Raw genomic sequence first — 19,360 nt, 5'->3', positions numbered from 1 at the left:
CGGGCTCACGCCGTTTCGGCGGCGACCTTCACCCCGAGCGCGACGAGCACACTGCCCAGCACGGCGTCGAGGCCCCGCCGGACGCGCCCGGCGCTGAAGAACCGCTTCAGCGCCCCGACGACGACGGCGAGGCTGACGAACCAGACGACGGTGCCGGCGGTGGCGATGGCGGCGAGTTCGAGGGTCTGCAGGGTGGAGCCGTCGGCGGGGAGGAACTGGGGCAGCAGGGCGAGGAAGTAGACGGCGACCTTGGGGTTCAGCAGGTTGGTGACCAGGCCCTGCCGGAAGGCGGCGCCGGCTTCGAGCCGTTCGGCCGGGGTCGCCTCCTTGAGGTCGGCGTAGCCGCCGCGGCGCACGGCCAGCCATGCCTTGATCCCGAGGACTACCAGGTAGGCGGCTCCGGCGAGCTTGACAACGGTGAAGGCGACGGCGGAGGCAGTGAGCACGGCGGCGACGCCCAGAGCGATCGCGACAACCCAGGCGAAGACACCGAGCGCAATACCGACACCGGCGGCCATCCCGGCGCGGCGCCCCCCGGCAAGGGCGGAGCGGGTGACGACGACGAAGTCCGGCCCGGGCGACATCGCGCCGAGGATGACGACCAGCAGGAACGATGCGGCGGTGGCCCCGGGGATCATGAGGTGAGGATAGGACCCGGGCGCCAGGGGTTTTCGTCGCTCGGGGCGCCGCCGGCGGCGGCGGGGCGCCGCCGGCGGCGGCGGGGCGAGGGCGGTGGCGGGGTGAGGGCACCGCCGCCGGTGGCGGGGTGAGGGCGGCGAGGGCGGTGGCGGGGCGAGGGTGGCGGGGCCGGTCCGGGGCAGCGGCGTGGTGGCCGTGCTCACCCTCGATGTTCGAATTTGAACTTCGTGTACGCTCGACCATGTGGGTGAGACCAGGGGCGACGGCATGACGGCCGAGGTGCGGACGCGGGTGCGGATTCCGCTGCGGCTCGACGGCGGTATTGCCGTCGATGCCGAGGCCGTGACCTTCCGGGGGCTGGCCGACGGTGGTGAACACCTGGCGTTCGTCCTCGGGACGCCCGGTGACGTGCCGCTGGTGCGGCCGCACTCCGAATGCCTCACCGGGGATGTCTTCGGGTCGGCGCGATGTGACTGCGGGCCGCAGCTTGCCGAGGCTGTTGTGCGGATCTCCGAGACCGGTGGCTACCTGCTGTACCTGCGGCAGGAAGGGCGGGGGATCGGGCTCTACAACAAGCTCGACGCCTACGCCCTGCAGGACGGCGGGCTCGACACCTACGCCGCGAACGCCGCGCTCGGGCTGCCCGAAGATGCCCGTGACTACACCGTTGCCGCGCAGATGCTCGGTGCGCTCGGTGTCGGCCGGGTCGATCTGCTTTCGAACAACCCCGACAAGGCCGCGCAGCTGCGCACCGCCGGCATCGTCGTGCGCGACCGGGTGCCGACCGGGGTGTTCGCCACCGAGACCAATGTCCGGTACCTGCGGGCGAAAGCCGAGCAGACCGGGCACACGCTCCTGCTGCCCGGTCTGGCCAGCTAGGCCAGGCGCTGGGCCGCCGCGGCGGCCGGGCCCGTGGTCAGCTTCTCCAGCAGGCCGATGAGGGTGCCCTGCTCGGCCGGGGTCAGCGACGCCGCCCACGCCTGTTCGCGCGTGTTGTGCTCCTGGTACGCCTCCGCCACCGCCGTGTGGCCTCCCGGCGTCAGGGCCAGCTGCACCGCGCGGCGGTCGTGGGGGACCTGGGTGCGGGTCACCAGGCCGTCCCGCTCCAGGGTCTTGACCAGCGCCGACACCGCCGCGCGGCTCATCCCGGCCAGGCGGGCCACGTGGCGCGACTCCAGCGGCCCCGCCAGCCACAGCACGAACAGCACCCGGAACCCGCCCCAGCTCCAGCCGCGGGGACGGTGGACCGTCGACTCCCAGTCGTAGACCAGCGCGCCCGCCAGGCGGTGCAGCGTCAGGCCGAGACGCATCGCCACCGGGTCGGTCGCGGGCAGCTCGGCCTGCGTCTTCCCGATCGCGTAGTCGACGAACGAGAGGTAGTCGAGGTCGGCCGGTCGGTCCGTCATGCGGCCAGGTTAGGCGAAAGAGGGTTCCCCGCGGGCGCCGGCGGGGCTAGCCTGACCCGAGGTAGTCAATCCTTTGACGATCAACGATCGAGGAGCGCTCGCCGTGACGAAGAAAGCCTTCGCCTCTTCGGCCGACCTGGCGGAGAAAGCGCAGACCCTGGAAGTCCTCGCGGAGGGCGTCTACGCCCTGACCGCCGAAGGTGACCCCAACATCGGCGCCATCGAAGGCGAGGACTTCCTGGTCTGCTTCGAAGCGCTGGCCACCCCCGTCGCGGCCGCCGAATGGCTCGCCAAGCTGCGCGAACACACCGACAAACCGGTGCGTTACCTGGTGCTGAGCCACTACCACGCCGTCCGCGTGCTGGGCGCCTCCGCGTTCGACGCCGACGTGATCGTCGCGCACGAGAACACCCGGGCCCTGGTCGCCGAACGCGGCAAGGAGGACTGGGAGAGCGAGTTCGGCCGGATGCCGCGGCTGGCGAAGGGCGCCGAATCGGTGCCCGGGCTGACCTGGCCGACGCTGACCTTCTCCGACCGGCTCACCATCGACCTCGGCGGCGACCGCGGCGACCTCGTCCTGCAGTACTGCGGCCGCGGCCACACCGAAGGCGACCTCGTCGCCTGGCTGCCGCGCCGGCGGATCCTCTACGCCGGTGACCTCGTGGAAGCCGAAGCCGCGCTGTACACCGGGGACGCGTTCCACCGCGACTGGGCCTCGTCCACCTTGGACCGGGTGGCGGCGTTCGGCGCCGAAACCCTGATCGGCGGGCGGGGCGGAGTCAGCCGCGGCCGGGACGCCGTGGACGCCGCCATCGCCCAGACCCGGCACTTCCTCACCACGATGCTGCGCGAGGTCGGCGCGGTCCGCGACGCCGGCGGCACGCTCAAGGAAGCCTTCGAGCGCACCCACGCGGCCCTGAACGACCAGTACGGGCACTGGCCGATCTTCGAGCACTGCCTGCCCTTCGACGTTTCGCGCGTCTGGGACGAACTGGGCGGCGTCGAACGGCCGGTGGTGTGGACGGCCGAGCGGGACCGCGAAGTCTGGGACCAGCTCCAAGGCTAGGGCGATGACAGTCGCCGTCCTCGGCAGCGGCCCGGTCGGCCAGACGGCCGCGCTGCTGCTCGCGCGCTGGGGCGTGCCGGTCGTGCTCGTCGACGAGCACGAGGCGCGCGATCCCGTCGGGTCCAAGGCCATCTGCCAGCAACGGGATACTTTGGACGTCTGGGCGTCCCTCGGCGCGGGGTGCCTCGCCGAGGAGGGTCTCACCTGGACGACCGCGCGGACGTTCCACCGCGACCGGGAGCTGTTCTCGCTGACGCTGCCGGACGCGGGGTCCGCGCTGCCGCCGTTCGTCAACCTCTCGCAGGCCCGGGTCGAGGAGGTCCTGGACGAGCTCATCGCGCGGCAGCCGCTGATCGACGTCCGCCGCGGCCACCGCGTCACCGGTTTGACGCAGGCGGGCGGCGTCGAAATCCACTGCGAGACGAAGGACGGGCCGCGCCGGATCGAGGCCGCCTACGCGATCGCCTGCGCGGGTTCGCGCGGTGACACCGTGCGGCGGGCGCTCGGCCAGCGCCTGGACGGCGTGTCGTTCCGGGATCTGTTCCTGATCTGCGACATCCGCGCCGACCTGCCCGGCTGGGCGGCCGAGCGGCGGTTCTACTTCGACCCGCCCTGGAACCCCGGCCGCCAGGTGCTCATCCACCCGTGCCCGGGCTCGGAGTTCCGCATCGACTGGCAGGTCCCCGAGGACTACGACCTCACGGCCGAGGAGTCGGGCGGGGCGCTCGACCAGCGGATCCGGGCGATCATCGGCGACCGGCCGTACGAGGTGCGCTGGCGTTCGGTGTACCGCTTCCACACCCGGCTGGTGCCGCGGATGCGCGTCGGCCGGGTGCTGCTCGCCGGGGACTGCGCGCACCTCGTCGCGCCGTTCGGCGCGCGCGGCCTCAACTCCGGGGTCGCCGACGCGGAGAACGCGGCCTGGAAGCTGGCCGCCGTCCTGCGCGGCGACGCGGGGGAGGAGCTGCTGGAGAGCTACCACACCGAGCGGCACGCGGCGGCGGTCGAGAACGCGGCCGTCACCACGGCCACGATGGACTTCCTGGTGCCCCGGGACGAAGCGCAGCGCCGCCGCCGGCTCGACGTCCTCACGCGGGCGGCGCAGGACCCGGCCGTCTGCGCGCAGGTCGACTCGGGCCGGCTGGCGGAACCGTTCTGGTACGCGGACTCCCCGCTGACCACGCCCGATCCGGACCGGCCCAGCGCGGGACGGCCGCCGCGGGGAACGCTGCCGCCGCCGGGACCGGGCGTGCTGCTGCCCGACCTCACCGTCCCGGGTGGACGGTTGCGCGACCTGGCCCGGCAGGGGTTCCTCGTCCTGACGACCCCGGGGGTGCGGGCGCCGGGGCTGCGGTCGGTGGAGATCCCGGTGGGCGGGGTGCTGGGTGCGCGTCCGGGCGAAGCCTGGCTCGTCCGCCCGGACGCGCACGTCGCCGCCGTGCTACGGGTAGGAGACGAGCGGGCTCACCTGGTGCCCGGTGTTCGCGGCGTCACCCGTGTCGTTGATGACGTGGGCGATCGTGCCCACGCCGCCGAGTGACACCGACACGAGGTTGTGGAACCGGACCCCGCTGGTGTTCGGGACTTCGAACGAGTGACTGGCCACAATGGACGGATTCGTGTTGAAGAAGCAGTAGCTGCCCAGGCCCCAGCCTTCGTGGCTGGTCACCGAGTCGGCCACCTTGTACGCCGCCCAGCCCTGCCGGCCGCCGCCGCTGGACCAGGACGCCTGGTCCGGCGGGTCGTAGGGCATTTCGTTCTGGAAGAAGTACGTCCGCCCGCCGTTGCCGTTCCAGAGCACCTCGTACTGCTGGTAGTGCTCGACGAACAGGCCGTACATGGTCACGTTCGCGCCGTTGACGACCAGGCCGTTGGCCGCGGTGTTCACGTTCCAGCCGACGCCGCTGCCGTGGTCGCCGCGCCACAGCCACATGTGGTCGCCGATGACGTTGTTCGAGTTGACGACCAGCGTCTGGGTGGCCTTGCCGACGGCCGCGCCGCCGATCCGGAAGAACACGTCGTGCAGCGACGTCGGGTCGGCCGCATGACCGGCGTTCGACCCCGGCTGGCCGATCTGGACGAGCACCGGCGAGTTCACCGCGCCCGCGTCGACCAGCAGCCCGGCGATCTTCACGCCGTCCACATCGGACGTCGTGATGGCCGCGTTCCCGTTGGTGGGCATCAGTGTCGCCAGGCCCAGGCCGAGCACCACGGTGTCCGGGCGCGTGACGTTCAGCGCCTGGTCGAGGTGGTAGACACCCGGCGTCACCAGGAGGTTCTTCCCGGCGGCCAGTGCGGCGTTGAGCGTCGCGGCCGAGTCGGACGGGTGCGCGACGTAGAACTCGCTGAGCGAGATCGACTGCCCGGCCGGAGCGCCGTGGCCCCAGCTCGTCCCCGACGCGTTCTGCCGCAGGGCCGGGACGAACACGTTGTAGCTGCCCGAGCCGTCGACGTAGAGGAACGGCTTCTCGCGGATCACCGGGGCCTGGCCGACGACCGTTTCCGGCGGGTTCGGGAAGGACGCCGGCGGGGTGCCGGTCGAGCCGACGAACACCATGTTCCAGACCCCGCCCTGCCAGCCGCCGAGCTCGCTGTTGCGGGTCAGGAACTGTTGTTGGGAACCGGAAACGGCGACGCCGTCGATCTTGCTGTCGGCGATCAGGCCGCCGCTGGCCCAGCCGTCGCCGCCGTTCCACAGCTGGATCTGGCTGCCGCGCAGGTGCATCCGGCGGTAGGGCGCGGCCTGCGCGACGGCCCAGCGCTCGACCTGGCCGGCCGGCAGGGTCACCGACAGGTTTTCGGCGGAGCGCCAGAAGTTCTGCGTCGCGTTGCCCTTGTTGTTCGGGTTGTCGCCCTGCTGCAGCCAGTCCGCCTCGACGCGGACGTGGCCGTTGAGGTTGACGTCGTCGGGGGAGAGGCCGAGCCCGGCGACCTGCTCGTAGAAGCCGAGGTTGACGTCGGCGTTGTACGTGCCCGGCTTGAACAGCACGGCGTAGCGCTCGTTGCCGAACTGGTTGGTGTGCTGCTGGTTCGCGAGCTGCGTCAGCCGGTTCTGGATGGTCGCGGCCGGGGTCGAGGGGTCGAACACCGACACGTTCGGCCCGAGGTCCGGGTTGCGCGGGTCGGTCGGCGGGATCGTGCTGCCGCCGGAGCCGTGCACGGCCACCTCCCACAGGGAGTAGCCGTACTGCGTGGCCCGCTGGGTGCCGGTGACCCGCAGGTAGCGCGCGGTGCCGGACAGCGCCACGGTCTGCGTGCCGCCGGTGCCGGTGGTCGTCGAGTACGCCGTGGTCCAGCTGTTCGCGTCACCGGACAGCTGGACGGTGAACGCGCGGGCATACGCGGCTTCCCAGCTGAGCACCACGTCGCAGAGCTGCTGGGCGGACCCGAGGTCGACCTGCAGCCACTGCGGGTCGGTGAACGCGCTGGACCAGCGCGTGCCGGAGTTGCCGTCGACCGCGGCGGACGCGGGGGTCCCGCCGTTCTCGGTCGAGGACGCGGTCGCGGGGTGGCCCTGCGCGAGGTTCGCCGAGCCGCACGCGGCGGCTTGCGCCGGTGCGGCGCCGACCACGGCCGCGGTGGTGACCGCGGTGACGAAGGTGGTGGCGATGACGAGGAGGCGGTGAACGGGGGAGAACGTCAGTGATCTCATCGGCCTGCCTGCTGATCGGGGGAGGACGGAACGGGTCGGGCGAGCCCCACAGCTCGCGCCGGCGTCGGGTGGTGCGGCGGGTTCGCGTCCGGACACCCGCCCGGCACCGTGAGCCGGAGGAGCGGTACCGGGGTGGGTGTGACGGCGCGAACCGGTCAGCCCGAACAGGTGTGTGTTGCGGCGGAGCCGTTCCGGGTGGCGGTCACGGAACCGGTTCCGTCGGTGAGCTCGCAGTTAACAGCGCGGAGATCGGCGAAGTCAAGGATCCGGCGCGGATTCCTTCGCCGGGCCCACCGTCCGGCGCAGTGCCGTTGACATTTTACGGCTCTTTATTTATATCTTGAACTAAGAGCGTGCCGACGGCCGGGACCCACACCCGCGCCGAAGACCACGTGAGCCGTTCCGCGCCGGGGCAAGGCCGCCCCGGCGCCGGTTCGCCGTGGAGGTGCCCATGCAACGCCGCATGCCGAGGACCCGGGTTCTCGCCGTCCTCGCCCTGACCCTGGCCGCCCTGCTCACCGCGCCGGTGGCGCAGGCCGCGCCCGTCCTGCTCTCCCAAGGCCGTCCGGTGACGGCGTCCTCCTCCGAGTCCGCCGCGTTCCCGGCGTCCGCCGCCGTCGACGGCGACCCCGGCACCCGCTGGTCCAGCGGCTTCAGCGACCCCCAGTACCTCCAGGTCGACCTCGGCTCGGCCCAGCAGCTGACCCAGGTCGTGCTGAGCTGGGAAGCCGCCTACGCCAAGGCGTTCACGCTCCAGGCGTCCACCGACGGTGCCACCTGGACGTCGCTCTACTCGACCACCACCGCGACCGGCGGTACCCAGACCCTGAACGTCACCGGCAGCGGCCGGTACGTCCGGCTGACCGGCACCCAGCGGGCCACGCAGTACGGCTACTCGCTGTGGGAGTTCCAGGTCTACGGCGGGGGCGGCACGACCCAGCCCGGTGACGTCCTGCTGTCCTACGGCAAGCCCGGTACGGCGTCCTCGTACCAGGACGACGGCAACTGCCCGGGCTGCCTGCCGGCCAAGGCGTTCGACCACGACCCCGCCACGCGCTGGGCGACGAGCGCGACCACCGGCTGGGTCGACCCCGGCTGGATCGCCGTCGACCTCGGCGCGGCAGCGACCATCCACCAGGTCGTCCTGCAGTGGGATCCGGCCTACGCGGTGGCGTACCAGATCCAGGTGTCGAACGACAACGCGAACTGGACGACGCTCTACTCGACCACGACGGGCAAGGGCTTCAAGGAGACGCTGACCGTCAACGGTTCCGGCCGGTACGTCCGGATGTACGGCACCGCGCGTTCCAACGGCTACGGCTACTCGCTGTGGGGCTTCGACGTCTACGGCACCGGCGGCAACCCGACGCAGCCGCCGCCCGCGCCGCCGGCCCCGCACTTCCCGGGCACGCTGGTCTGGAGCGACGAGTTCAACGGCGCCGCGGGCGCCAACCCGGACGCGAGCAAGTGGACCGCCGAGACCGGCCCGGGCGTCAACAACGAGCTCGAGTACTACACGAACAACAACAACGCGAAGCAGGACGGCCGCGGCAACCTGGTCATCCAGGTTCGCCGCGAAGCCACCCCGGGCAGCGCGTGCCCGGTCGATCCGATCAGCGGCAGCGGCACCTGCCAGTACACCTCCGGCCGGATCAACACCGCCGGCAAGTTCAGCTTCACCTACGGGCACGTCGAGGCGAACATCAAGGTGTCCGGCACGCAGGGCCTGTGGCCCGCGTTCTGGCTGCTGGGCGCCAACTTCTTCAGCGGCACGCCGTGGCCGAACTGCGGCGAGATCGACATCATGGAGCACGTCGGGAAGGCGCCGAACCTCGCCTACTCGACGATCCACGCACCGGCGTACAACGGCGCCGGCGGCATCGGCGCGCCGTTCGACTTCGGTCAGGACGTCTCGGCCGGGTTCCACAAGTTCGGCCTGGACTGGGACGCCTCGCACATGACGTTCTATGTCGACGGCAACGCGTTCGAGACGATCAACCGCGACACCGTCGAGAGCACGCGCGGGCCGTGGGTTTACGACCACCCGTTCTTCCTGATCCTCAACAACGCCATCGGTGGCGACTGGCCCGGGCCGCCGGGGGCCGGGACCGTGCTCCCGCAGGACATGGTGATCGACTACGTTCGGGTCTACCAGTGAGACAGCGGCTCGAGCTCGTCCTGGGCGCGACGGTGACGGCGGGGCTGCTCACGGCCTCGCTGTTCACCGCCCAGGCGGCGCCGACCCTGCTCTCGCAGGGGCACGCCGTGACCGCGTCCTCCACCGAAAACGCCGCCTTCCCGGCCTCGGCGGCGGTCGACGGCGACCCCGGCACCCGCTGGTCGAGCCTGGCCACCGACCCGCAGACGCTGCAGGTCGACCTCGGCGCGTCGCACACCCTCGACCAGGTCGTGCTCCAGTGGGAGTCGGCCTACGCAAAGGCGTTCACGCTCCAGGCCTCGGCCGACGGGTCCCAGTGGTCCACTGTGTACTCGACCACCACGGGCACCGGCGGCAAGCAGACGCTGCCGGTGTCCGGCAGCGGCCGGTACGTCCGCCTGACCACCACCCAGCGCGCGACCCAGTGGGGCGTGTCGCTGTGGGAGTTCCAGGTGTTCGGCGACGGCTCGGTGCAGGCGTGCGGCAGCGCGAACGCGGCGCTGCGGCAGCCGGCGTCGGCCTCGAGCGTCCAGTCCGACGCGTTCCCGGCGTCGGCGGCCTTCGACGGCGACGCCGGGACGCGGTGGTCGAGCCTGGCCGCCGACCCGCAGTGGATCCAGGTCGACCTCGGCAGCTCGCGGCCGGTCTGCGGCGTCGACCTGACGTGGGAGGCGGCGTACGCGAGCGCGTACACGATCCAGCTGTCCACCAACGGCTCGACCTGGACGACGGCGGCGACCGTGACCGGCGCGGGCGGCACCGAGCACCCGGCCGTGTCCGGGACGGCGCGGTACGTCCGGCTGAACGCGACGGCCCGGGCGACGCAGTGGGGCGTCTCGCTGTGGGAGTTCGCGGTGCACACCAGCGACAGCGCACCGCCGACGACCACGCCGACCAACCCGGGTGGCTGCCCGTGGGTGGGGTCCACCGCGCCGGTCGCCGACCGGGTGAACCAGCTCATGGCGGTGATGACCCCGCAGCAGAAGGTGAAGGTGCTGCACGGCAACGGCGCGACCGGGCCGTACATCGGCAACACCGACGCCGTGCCCGAGCTGTGCATCCCGGCGCTCGGCCTGCAGGACGGCCCGGCCGGGGTCGGCGACGGCCTCGACGGCGTCACCCAGTTCCCGGCGCCGGTGACGGCCGCCGCGACCTGGGACACCGCACTGCTGAACCGGTACGGCACCGCGATGGGCGCGGAGTTCGCCGGCAAGGGCGTCGACATCGCCCTCGGCCCGACGATCAACCTCGTCCGCGACCCGCGCTGGGGCCGCAACTTCGAAACCTACGCCGAAGACCCGTACCTGGCCGGGGCGGCCGGAACCGCGACGATCCAGGGCATCCAGAGCCAGGGCGTGATGGCGCAGGCCAAGCACGCGGCGGCGTACAACGTCGAGGCCGGGGCGTCGCGCGGAACGCCGTCGGACAACGTCATCATCGACGACCGGACCCTGCACGAGCTGTACCTGCCGGCCTTCCAGCAGGTGGCGAGCCAGGGCCAGGTCGCGTCCATGATGTGCGCCTACAACCAGATCAACGGCGTCCCGGCCTGCCAGAACGCCGGCGTGCTCACGAGCGCGATCAAGCAGGACGCCGGCTGGGGCGGGTTCGTCGGCTCGGACTGGGGCTCGGCCACCGGCGGCGCGCGGCAGCTGGCCAACGGCGGGCTGGACATGGAGATGCCCGGCGGCGCGTTCTTCGGCCAGGGCCTGCTCGACGCCGTTTCGCGGGGCGAGGTCACGCAGGCGCGCGTCGACGACATGGTCCGGCGGGTGCTGACGCAGATGTTCCGGTTCGGCCTGTTCGACCGGGCGCGGCGGGGGACACCCCAGTCCGTCGTGACGAACGCGGCGAACGTGGCCACCGCCCGGGACGTCGCCGCGGCCGGGTCGGTGCTGCTGAAGAACACCGGCGTGCTGCCGCTGAGCTCGTCGGTCAAGTCGATCGCCCTGTCCGGCGGGGACGCCATCGACCCGCAGAACATCGGCGGCGGCAGCGCCAAGGTCAACCCGTCGCCGGCGTCGGTGAACCCGATCAACGGCATCAAGGCCCGCGCCGGGTCCGGGGTCAGCGTGTCCTATGTGGACGGCGCCGGGGAGCACGTGCAGACGCCGAACATCCCGGCCGCGGTCACGGCGGCGAAGGCGGCGGACGTGGCCATCGTGTTCGCCAGCTACGGCGAGTCCGAAACCCAGGACCTCGACACGATCGACCTGCAGCACCAGCAGAACGAGCTGATCGACGCGGTCGCCTCGGCCAACCCGCGCACGGTCGTCGTGCTCAACACCGGTTCGGCGGTGACCATGCCGTGGCTGGGCAAGGTCGCGGCCGTGCTCGAGGGCTGGTACCCGGGCCAGGAGAACGGCAACGCGATCGCGTCGCTGCTCTACGGCGACGTCAACCCGTCGGGCAAGCTGCCGGTCAGCTTCCCGAAGCAGCTCGCCGACCTGCCGACGGCGAACGTCCAGCAGTTCCCGGGCGCCAACGACCGCATCGAGTACTCGGAGGGACTCAACGTCGGGTACCGCTGGTACGACAGCCGCAATTTAGAGCCGCTGTTCCCGTTCGGCTTCGGGCTGTCGTACACGACGTTCGGGTTCTCGAACCCGGTCGTGACGCCGCAGGGGACGAACGGCACCGCGACCGTGACGGCCACGGTGACCAACACCGGGACCCGGGCGGGCGCGGACGTCGTCCAGCTGTACGTCGGCCAGCCGGCGGGTAACGGTGAGCCGCCGAAACAGCTGAAGGGGTTCAAGAAGGTGCAGCTGAACCCCGGGCAGAGCGCCCAGGTGTCGTTCCCGCTCACCCCGCGGGACCTGGCGCACTGGACGGGCTCGTGGACGACCAACGCGGGCCAGTACCGCGTCTACGTCGGTGATTCCTCGCGCAACGTCCCGCTGTCGGCGACGCTGACGGTCTCCTGAGTCGACTCGCGCACCACCAGCGAGGTCGGGACGATCACCGGGCCTTCCGGTGACGGCGAGCCGGCGAGCCGGTCGAGCAGCTGCCCGGCCGCCGTCTCGCCCATCTGCCGCAGCGGCTGGCGGACGGTGGTGAGCGGCGGCTGGGTGTGCGCGGCCAGGGGGATGTCGTCGAACCCGACCACGGCGACGTCCCCCGGCACCGAGCGGCCGGCCTTGCGGAGGCCGGCCAGCACGCCCGCCGCGGTGAGGTCGTTGTGCGCGAAGACCGCGTCGAACTCCGGGCCGGAGTGCAGCAGCTGGAGGATCGCCGCCTCGCCGCTCTCGCTCGTGAAGTCGCCCTCGATGATCAACCGCGAGTCGAGCGTCAGGCCGGCGTCGCGGACGGCGTCGTTGAAGCCGTTGAGGCGATCGGCGGTGCAGCCGAAGTCGCGTGGCCCGGTGACGGTGGCCAGGCGTGTCCGGCCCGTCTCCAGCAGGTGCCGGGCCGCGGACGCGCCGCCCTGGCGGTTGTCGGTGCCCACCGACGGGAACGCCGGACGGCGGCCGCGGTCGTCGATCACCACCACCGGCAGCCCGGAGTCGTGCAGCACGCGCAGGTGCCGCACCGCGTCCGGCGGCTCCACCAGCAGCAGGCCGTCGAACGCCTTCGCCGACACCTGGCGCGAGAACTCCTCCAGGGAGTCGGGCCCGCGGTTGGCGGTGGACAGCAGCAGGCCGTAGCCCTTCGACTCCACGACGTCGGCGACGCCTTGCAGCACCTCGCCCATCCACGGCCAGGTCAGCCCGGGCACCAGCATGCCGACCGTGCGCGTCACCCCGCGGGCCAGCCCGACCGCGCCGGCGCTGGGGATGTACCCGGTCGCGGCGATCACCTCGCGCACCCGGATCGCGGTCGCGGCGTCCACGTCGGCCTTGTTGTTGAGCACCCGCGACACCGTCGTCTTGCTCACCCGCGCGCGGCGGGCGACCTCGGCGATCGTGACGCGCATCCGTCCTCCCGAGCGGGGGGTGGCAAGCCCTGTGGTGCCAAGGTACCCGCCCGGAGGCCCGGCGCGACCGGTGCGAGATCGATCAAGTCCGGACGGACAACCGCGTGAGGCCCGCGTCGCCGCCGCGCCAGTCCGTGCGGACGGCGACGTACCGCGCCGGTCCGGTGCGGGTGGCCGTATAGGAGACGCCGTCGAGGCTGGTTTCGACGGTCGCCGCCGGCACGCGGCCGCGGGTCCAGGTCAGCTCGACCGCCGAAACCGCTGTCACGGCTCCGAGATCGACCACCATCCGGCCGCCGGACCCGGGCCACCACGCCGTCGCCGGGTCGTCGTCGACGGCCGCGTCCGGGCTCGACATCCCCGGGGGCAGGGGCTCGGCGGGGAACGTGGTCCGCCCGAGCGCCCGGTCGGTCAGCGGGTACGGGCGGAGTTCGCCGAAGACGACCGGCACGGTCCGGCGCGGCGGCAACAGCACCGGCCGGGCGCGCCCGCCGTCCGGGGTCACCGTGACCGGCACCGGCAGCAGCCCGGCCGGCGCGGTGAGGTCGACCCGGCTCGCGTCGCGGACGACCGCTTTCACCCCGGCGGGGCCGGTCAGCGTGAACCGCGGGGGCTCGATGCGGCCCTCCGCCGCGGCCAGCGCGTAGGAGAATTCGGTGCCGGTCCGGGTGACGACCTGCTCGCCGCGGTAGAGCCGGCGGGTGCCGCCCGGGAGGGTCACCGTGCCGTGCACCGCGGCGTCGCCGAGGTTCAGCAGCACGAGGAAGCCGTCGGTGACGGTGGCTTCGACCGCGGCCGCACCGGTGGGGACCCGGCCGGAAGCCTGCGGCGGACCGGGCCGCAGCTCGGCGACGAACGGGGCGGGCGGGCCGTCGGAGAGCGTGACGCGGTCGGCGGTGACGGTGAGCGGGTTCGGGCCCGCGACGGTGATCCCGGCGCGGCCGTCGATGTCGAGCCGGCCCTTCGTGCTGCTGAGGGCGGGTACCGGATAGGTCGCGGCCGGCGTCCAGGTCACGCCGTCGGGCGAGGTCTCGACGCGGTACTTCCGGCCGGCCGCCGCCTCCCAGCTCAGCCGCACGCGGTCGACGCGCCGCGGCGTCCCGAGGTCGACGGCGAGCCAGCTGTCCGCGCGCGACCGGTCCGATGTGGACACCGCCCAGCGCGTGGCCGGGTCGCCGTCGACGGCGTACTTCGCCTCCTTGCCTGCGGACACCGACGACGCCGTCGCCGTCCCGGTTCTCGCCAGGTCGGGGCCGTCGCCGTCGCGGACTTCGATTGCCCAGAGCGAGTAGCCGTACGTCGGGTCGGGCTGCACGCCGAGCATGCGGACGTGCCGCGCGGTGACCGGCGCGAAGGTCAGGTCGTCGGTCCGGGCGCCGGTGGGCGCGGCCGGCGCCTTGATCGTCACGCTGCCTTCGGCGGCGGTGTACGTGCGGTCGCCGTCGAGGCCGGGCATGCCGGGCATGGTCAGGTTGTAGATGTCGAGGACGCCTTCGCCCGCGGTCAGGCCGGTGCTGACGTAGACCGCGGCTCCGGTGGGCAGGGTCGCGAACCCGGCGTACCCGGTGTCGAAACGCAGGACGCCGAACGTGCCGTCGAAGCCGTCGCGGACCTTCGTGTAGGTGGTGGCGTGGCGTTCCCGGACGACGGCGTTCGTCGAGGGCAGCAGCATCGGGTTCGCGCCGCCGAGCACGAACAGCCAGTCGTCGTGGTGCGGCTGCCAGGCGAACTTCACGAAGCCGGGCTTGCTGACCGTCCCGGCCCACGCGGTGGGGGAGCGGTGCGCGAGCAGGCCCGGCCCGGCGCCGAAGTCGGCGATCCCGGCCGCGTGCGCGTCGAACTCGCGGTCGCTCACCGGGACGACCGGGCCGCCGTGGCTCGCGCGCCACTCGTGCAGCAGGTAGCTGATGGCGAGCTCGGCGCGGGCCTCCGGCTCGTACTTCGGTTCGCCGGAGAACTTCGTGATCCGGTCGGCGGGGGCGTACGCCTGGTACGGCTCGAGCCGCGCGGCCAGCTGCGCCTCGGCGTGGGCGGCGTGGCGGTCGCCGAGCACCTGGGCGCGGAAGGCCAGCGGGATGACGTCGCGGCCGTAGAGGTGCTCGCGGTCGGCGACCATCGGCATCAGCGGCTCGCCGGCGTCGCTGGTCATCAGCAGCATCGTGCGCCAGAGCAGTTCGCCGTTCGGCTGCGCGGTGAGCACCTCCGGCAGCGGCGTGCCCGCGGCGAGGAAGTGCATCGCATTGCGGCCGGACGTCCGCCAGAGCTCCTCCTGGTAGTGCGGGCCGAACGAACCGTGGTTCTCGACGAGGAAGGTGTCGTAGAGGTTGGCCGCGGTGTTGGCGCTGACCGGACGGCCGTCGACGAGCCGCGGGTTGGCCAGGTCGGCGGCCGGCAACCCGCCTTCGTTGCGGCTCCACGTCCCGAACGCGGCCCGCCAGCCGTCCGCCCGCGGGTCGGCCGGCGCCCACGCGAGCGCGGGGGCGAGCGACTGGGCGTAGACCCCCATCTCTTCCAGCTTGGTGTCGCCGACGTGGCCGCCGCGCAGGCCGTTGGGTGTCCAGCTGCCCGAGTCGGGGTCGTCGCCGGTGCCGAGGGAGACGGTGTAGGCGGCCTGGCCGGCGGTGATGCGCTCGACGTTCTGCCGGGTCGCGTCGTCGAGGTCCGTCCACAGCAGACGGGCGGCGAGCACGAAGTACGACTGGAACGTCGTGTCGAAGAACAGCTTGCGGCCCCACTCGGTGCCGCCGGCGAGCCGGTTCGACGCGGCGAACCGGCGGATCGTGGCGAGCGTGTGGTCGCGCAGCGTCTCCCGGGTGACGCCGGCGACCGTGGCGTCGTAGCCGTCGCGGGTCAGCAGCACGGCGTTGCCGAGCACCACGGCGAAGGTGAAGTCGCGCAGCGGGTAGGTGCCGGTGGCCGGGTCGAACTGCTGCTCGGCCCAGCGCGTGTGCCGCAGCAGCACGCGCAGGTAGGTCGCCGCGACCGGATCGGGCGGCCCGGCGGCTGCCGCCGCGGTGCCGTCCGCGGCCCGCGCGAGCCCCGGGAGCAGGCCCGAGGCCAGCGCGGCCGCCGCTCCGCCCGCGCCCAGCAACCGCAGTGCCCGCCGCCGGTCCAGCTCGCCCATGCCCCGGTCTCCGTTTCGCTGACAACCTTGTCAGCGCGGATTCTGGGACGCCGCCGCAGCCCCGGGCAACCCCGGCGGCCGATCCCGTCCGGTTTCGGACAAGCTGTTTGTATAACGCCCTATACCCGCCGGTCGTAGTGCGCGATCACGACGCCCTTGGTCGTGGTGACGCAGCTGCCGAGGACGAACTCGGTGAGCGGCGCGTCGCCGAACAGGCGCGCACCGGTCCCGAGGGTCAGCGGGTGGATCAGCAGCGTGTACCGGTCGACCAGCCCGGCGGCGTGCAGCGCCCGCACCAGCGACGCGCTGCCGATGACCGACAGGTCCTCGCCGGGCCCGGCCTTCAGCTCGGCCACGGTGTCCGCCGCGTCGCCGCGCAGCAGGACCGAGTTCTGCCACGCGCCGGCGTCGTCGAGCGTGGTCGAAGCGACGTACTTGGTGGCCGCGTTCAGGTGCGTGGTGAACGGGTTCCCGTCGTCGCGGCGGCTCCACGCGGTGGTGAAGTCCTGCCAGGTGCGGCGGCCGAACAGCATGTCGCCGGGCCGGCTCATGCCCCGGCCCATCTCGCGGGCCATGACGTCGTCCTGGTAGCGGGTGCCCCACCCGCCGTGGGCGAAGCCGCCGCGGGTGTCCTCGTCCGGCCGGCCGAGGCCCTGCACGACGCCGTCGAGGGTGACGCTCATGGTGACGTTGATCGAACGCATCGAGAGGGTGTCCTTCCGCTTCCGCAGTGTGTCACCGCCCATACGAACGGCGGCGGCCCGGATCGACACCCCGGCGGCGTGGTGGGATGCCGGGGTGATCACCGACCCGTGGGTGCTGCTCCTGCTCGTGCTGGCCGGCGTCGGGGCCGGCCTGACCGGGGCGACCGCCGGGCTCGCGTCGCTGGTGTCCTACCCCGCGCTGCTCGCCGCGGGCCTGCCCCCGGTGACCGCGAACATCACCAACACCGTGGCCATGCTGGGCACCACCGCGGGCGCCGCCGCCGGCGCGCGGCCGGAGCTGGCCGGGCAGCGGCGCCGGCTCGTCCCGCTCTGCGCCATCACCACCGTCGGCGGCGCGGTCGGCGGGCTCGTGCTGCTGCTGACGCCGTCCGGCGCGTTCACCGTCATCGTGCCGTGGCTGATCGGCGGTGCGTCGCTGGTGCTGATGGCGGGCCCGCGCCTGCGGCGGCTCGCCGAAGGCGCCGAACACCACGGCCTGAGCCCGGCGACCGCCGTGATCGCCTTCCTCATCGGCAGCTACGGCGGTTACTTCGGTGCCGCCGCGGGCGTGCTCATGCTCGCGCTGCTCGTCACGGTCTGGAACCAGCCGCTCGCCCGGACCAACGCGGCGAAGAACCTGGTCACCGGGTCGGCCAACTTCCTCGCGGCGATCGTCTTCTCGGTCACCGGCAAGGTGGTCTGGCCCGCCGCGCTCGCCGTCTGCCTCGGCTCGCTCGGCGGCTCGTGGCTGGGATCGGTCCTCGTGCGCCGGCTGCCGGCGACGCCGTTGCGCATCGCGATCGGTATCGGCGGACTGGGTCTGGCGGTCGTCCTCGGCCTGCGGGCATGATCGGCGGGGTATCGGCGAGCAGGAGACCAGATGAGCATTGTCGGGACCAGGGTGGTCCGCCAGGAGGATCAGAACCTGATCACCGCGGGCGGCACCTACGTGGACGATCTGCGGGCGGACGCCCTTTCCGGTGCCGCGCACGCGGTTTTCGTACGAAGTCCGATCGCGCACGCGCGGATCGGCGGTATCGACGTGACCGAGGCGAAGGCGGCACCGGGGGTGCTCGGCGTGTTCACCGCCGCCGACCTCGGCCTCGACCCGCACGCGGCCGGACCGGTGAAGGAACCGTGGCTCGCCGACGGCGTGGTGCGCTACGTCGGCGAACCCGTCGCGCTGGTCCTCACCGAAGAGCGCTACCAGCTCGCGGACGCCGCCGAGCTGGTCGACGTCGACTACGAGCCGCTGGACGCGGTCGCGAGCATCGACGCCGCACTGGCCGGCGAGACGCTGCTGTACCCGGACACCGGCAGCAACATCGTGCAGGTCAACGGCGCGGAGAAGTTCGACGACGCGATTTTCGCGGACTGCGATGTCGTGGTCACGCAGACGATCGCCAACCAGCGCGTCGCCCCGGCGCCGCTCGAAGGGCGCGGCGCGTCCGTCGCCTGGGGCGAGGACGGCAGGCTGACCGCCTGGCTGTCCACGCAGAACGCCCAGATCGCCCGGACGCAGCTGGCGGCGAGCCTCGGCGTCGGCGAGGAGTCGGTGCGGGTGATCGCGCCGGACGTCGGCGGCGGGTTCGGCGCGAAGATCGGCGCGGACCCCGAAGCGACCGTGCTCGGCTGGGCCGCCAGGGAACTCGGCCGGCCGGTGCGCTGGGTCGAGTCGCGCAGCGAGAACCTGACGGCGATGACGCACGGCCGCGCGCAGCTGAACACCGTCACCATCGGCGGCCGGCGCGACGGCACGGTCCTCGCCTACCGCCTCGACGTCGTCCAGGACGCGGGCGCCTACCCGCGGACCCTGTTCCTGCCGACGCTGACCGAGCTGATGGCCGTCGGCGTCTACCGGTTCCCGCAGGTGCAGACGCGCAGCCGCGCGGTGGTCACGAACACCACGCCGGTCGCGGCCTACCGCGGCGCGGGCCGCCCGGAGGCGACCGCCGCCGTCGAGCGGGCGATGGACCTGTTCGCCGCCGAGCTCGGGCTGGACCCGGCCGACGTCCGGCGGGTCAACTTCATCCGGCCCGAGGAGTTCCCGTACCGGACGCCGACCGGCGCCTTCTACGACACGGGGGAGTACGCGGCCGCGCTGGACAAGGTCCTGGCCGCCGCCGGCTACCCGGAACTGCGGGCGCAGCAGCAGCGGCGGCGCGAGGCGGGGGACCCGGTCGAGCTCGGTCTCGGCATCGCCGCCTACGTCGAGATCACCGGCGGCGACGGCGGTGGCGAGAGCGGCCGGGTCGACATCCATCCGGACGGCTCGGTCGTCGCGTGGACCGGCAGTTCGCCGCACGGGCAGGGCCTCGGCACGTCCCTGGCCATGCTGCTGTCCGACCGGCTCGGCGTGCCGCTGGAGAAGATCACCGTCCGCCACGGCGACACCGACGAGGTGCCGAAGGCGATCGGCACGTTCGGCTCGCGGTCGCTGCAGCTGGGCGGCTCGGCGATCCGGCAGGCGGCCGACGCGGTGATCGCCCAGGCCCGCGAGCTGGCGGCGGACCTGCTGGAAGCCGCGTCCGACGATCTGGAACTGGACGTCGAGCGCGGGGTCTGGCAGGTGCGCGGCGCGCCGTCGAGCACCGTGCTGAGCTGGGCGCAGGTGGCTGAAGCCGCCTCGGACGGCAAGCTGACCGCCGACGTCTGGTTCGGCGACGGCCAGCCGACGTTCCCGTTCGGCGCGCAC

13 protein-coding genes are annotated in these 19,360 nt (G+C 72.8%); 7 read left to right on the top strand and 6 right to left on the bottom strand.

Features of this window, described 5'->3' with window-relative positions; all coding sequences use genetic code 11:
• Positions 1 to 5 precede the first annotated feature (5 nt).
• Positions 6 to 638 (bottom strand): LysE family translocator, encoded by a 633-nt coding sequence (locus C2L59_RS17700; protein WP_103350619.1) that lies wholly within the window; start codon positions 636 to 638, stop codon positions 6 to 8.
• A 268-nt stretch (positions 639 to 906) separates the two neighbouring features.
• Here C2L59_RS17700 and ribA point away from each other — a divergent pair, with 268 nt between their 5' ends.
• Entirely contained in the window at positions 907 to 1,518 is a 612-nt protein-coding gene (gene ribA / locus C2L59_RS17695; RefSeq protein ID WP_103350618.1) for a GTP cyclohydrolase II, read from the top strand.
• Here the strand turns inward: ribA and C2L59_RS17690 are convergent.
• Complete coding sequence (locus tag C2L59_RS17690; protein WP_103350617.1) at positions 1,515 to 2,045, bottom strand: MarR family winged helix-turn-helix transcriptional regulator; 531 nt, start codon at positions 2,043 to 2,045, stop codon at positions 1,515 to 1,517. The genes ribA and C2L59_RS17690 overlap by 4 nt on opposite strands.
• A gap of 103 nt (positions 2,046 to 2,148) precedes the next feature.
• On the opposite strand from C2L59_RS17690, the gene C2L59_RS17685 reads away from it, so the two are divergent.
• Both C2L59_RS17685 and C2L59_RS17680 read left to right on the top strand, forming a co-directional pair.
• Positions 2,149 to 3,111 carry an MBL fold metallo-hydrolase gene (locus C2L59_RS17685; RefSeq protein WP_103350616.1) on the top strand — a complete coding sequence of 321 codons (963 nt, stop codon included), beginning with the start codon at positions 2,149 to 2,151 and terminating at the stop codon, positions 3,109 to 3,111.
• Between the two features lie 4 nt (positions 3,112 to 3,115).
• A complete protein-coding gene (locus C2L59_RS17680; RefSeq protein ID WP_103350615.1) occupies positions 3,116 to 4,651 on the top strand; it encodes an FAD-dependent monooxygenase in 1,536 nt (511 codons plus the stop codon).
• Here the strand turns inward: C2L59_RS17680 and C2L59_RS17675 are convergent.
• Positions 4,553 to 6,763, bottom strand: a complete 2,211-nt coding sequence (locus C2L59_RS17675) for a discoidin domain-containing protein (protein WP_103350614.1) — start codon at positions 6,761 to 6,763, stop codon at positions 4,553 to 4,555. The two genes, C2L59_RS17680 and C2L59_RS17675, sit on opposite strands and share 99 nt — an antisense overlap.
• A gap of 463 nt (positions 6,764 to 7,226) precedes the next feature.
• Between C2L59_RS17675 and C2L59_RS17670 the strand changes: the two genes are divergently transcribed.
• Complete coding sequence (locus C2L59_RS17670; protein ID WP_233223537.1) at positions 7,227 to 8,921, top strand: discoidin domain-containing protein; 1,695 nt, start codon at positions 7,227 to 7,229, stop codon at positions 8,919 to 8,921.
• Positions 8,918 to 11,848 carry a glycoside hydrolase family 3 C-terminal domain-containing protein gene (locus C2L59_RS17665; RefSeq protein WP_103350612.1) on the top strand — a complete coding sequence of 977 codons (2,931 nt, stop codon included), beginning with the start codon at positions 8,918 to 8,920 and terminating at the stop codon, positions 11,846 to 11,848. The genes C2L59_RS17670 and C2L59_RS17665 overlap by 4 nt, the downstream gene beginning before the upstream one ends.
• Here the strand turns inward: C2L59_RS17665 and C2L59_RS17660 are convergent.
• From C2L59_RS17660 to C2L59_RS17650, 3 genes are all read right to left on the bottom strand, one after another.
• The gene (locus C2L59_RS17660) at positions 11,791 to 12,837 is read right to left on the bottom strand and encodes a LacI family DNA-binding transcriptional regulator (protein WP_103350611.1); all 1,047 of its coding nucleotides are present in this window, start codon (positions 12,835 to 12,837) and stop codon (positions 11,791 to 11,793) included. The two genes, C2L59_RS17665 and C2L59_RS17660, sit on opposite strands and share 58 nt — an antisense overlap.
• 82 nt (positions 12,838 to 12,919) lie before the next feature.
• Positions 12,920 to 15,961: a discoidin domain-containing protein gene (locus tag C2L59_RS17655; protein WP_103350610.1), complete on the bottom strand. Its 3,042-nt coding sequence runs from the start codon at positions 15,959 to 15,961 to the stop codon at positions 12,920 to 12,922.
• A 119-nt stretch (positions 15,962 to 16,080) separates the two neighbouring features.
• Positions 16,081 to 16,665 (bottom strand): dihydrofolate reductase family protein, encoded by a 585-nt coding sequence (locus C2L59_RS17650; RefSeq protein ID WP_103350641.1) that lies wholly within the window; start codon positions 16,663 to 16,665, stop codon positions 16,081 to 16,083.
• Between the two features lie 94 nt (positions 16,666 to 16,759).
• On the opposite strand from C2L59_RS17650, the gene C2L59_RS17645 reads away from it, so the two are divergent.
• Positions 16,760 to 17,515 carry a sulfite exporter TauE/SafE family protein gene (locus C2L59_RS17645; protein WP_103350609.1) on the top strand — a complete coding sequence of 252 codons (756 nt, stop codon included), beginning with the start codon at positions 16,760 to 16,762 and terminating at the stop codon, positions 17,513 to 17,515.
• A 30-nt stretch (positions 17,516 to 17,545) separates the two neighbouring features.
• Positions 17,546 to 19,360, top strand: a 1,815-nt coding sequence (locus C2L59_RS17640) for a xanthine dehydrogenase family protein molybdopterin-binding subunit (protein WP_103350640.1), incomplete at its 3' end; no start/stop codon positions are given.

This window comes from Amycolatopsis sp. CA-128772 (genome assembly GCF_002904295.1).
Lineage (GTDB): Bacteria > Actinomycetota > Actinomycetes > Mycobacteriales > Pseudonocardiaceae > Amycolatopsis.
Note: the sequence above shows the minus strand (reverse complement) of the source record. Positions and strands in the feature narration are given on the sequence as shown.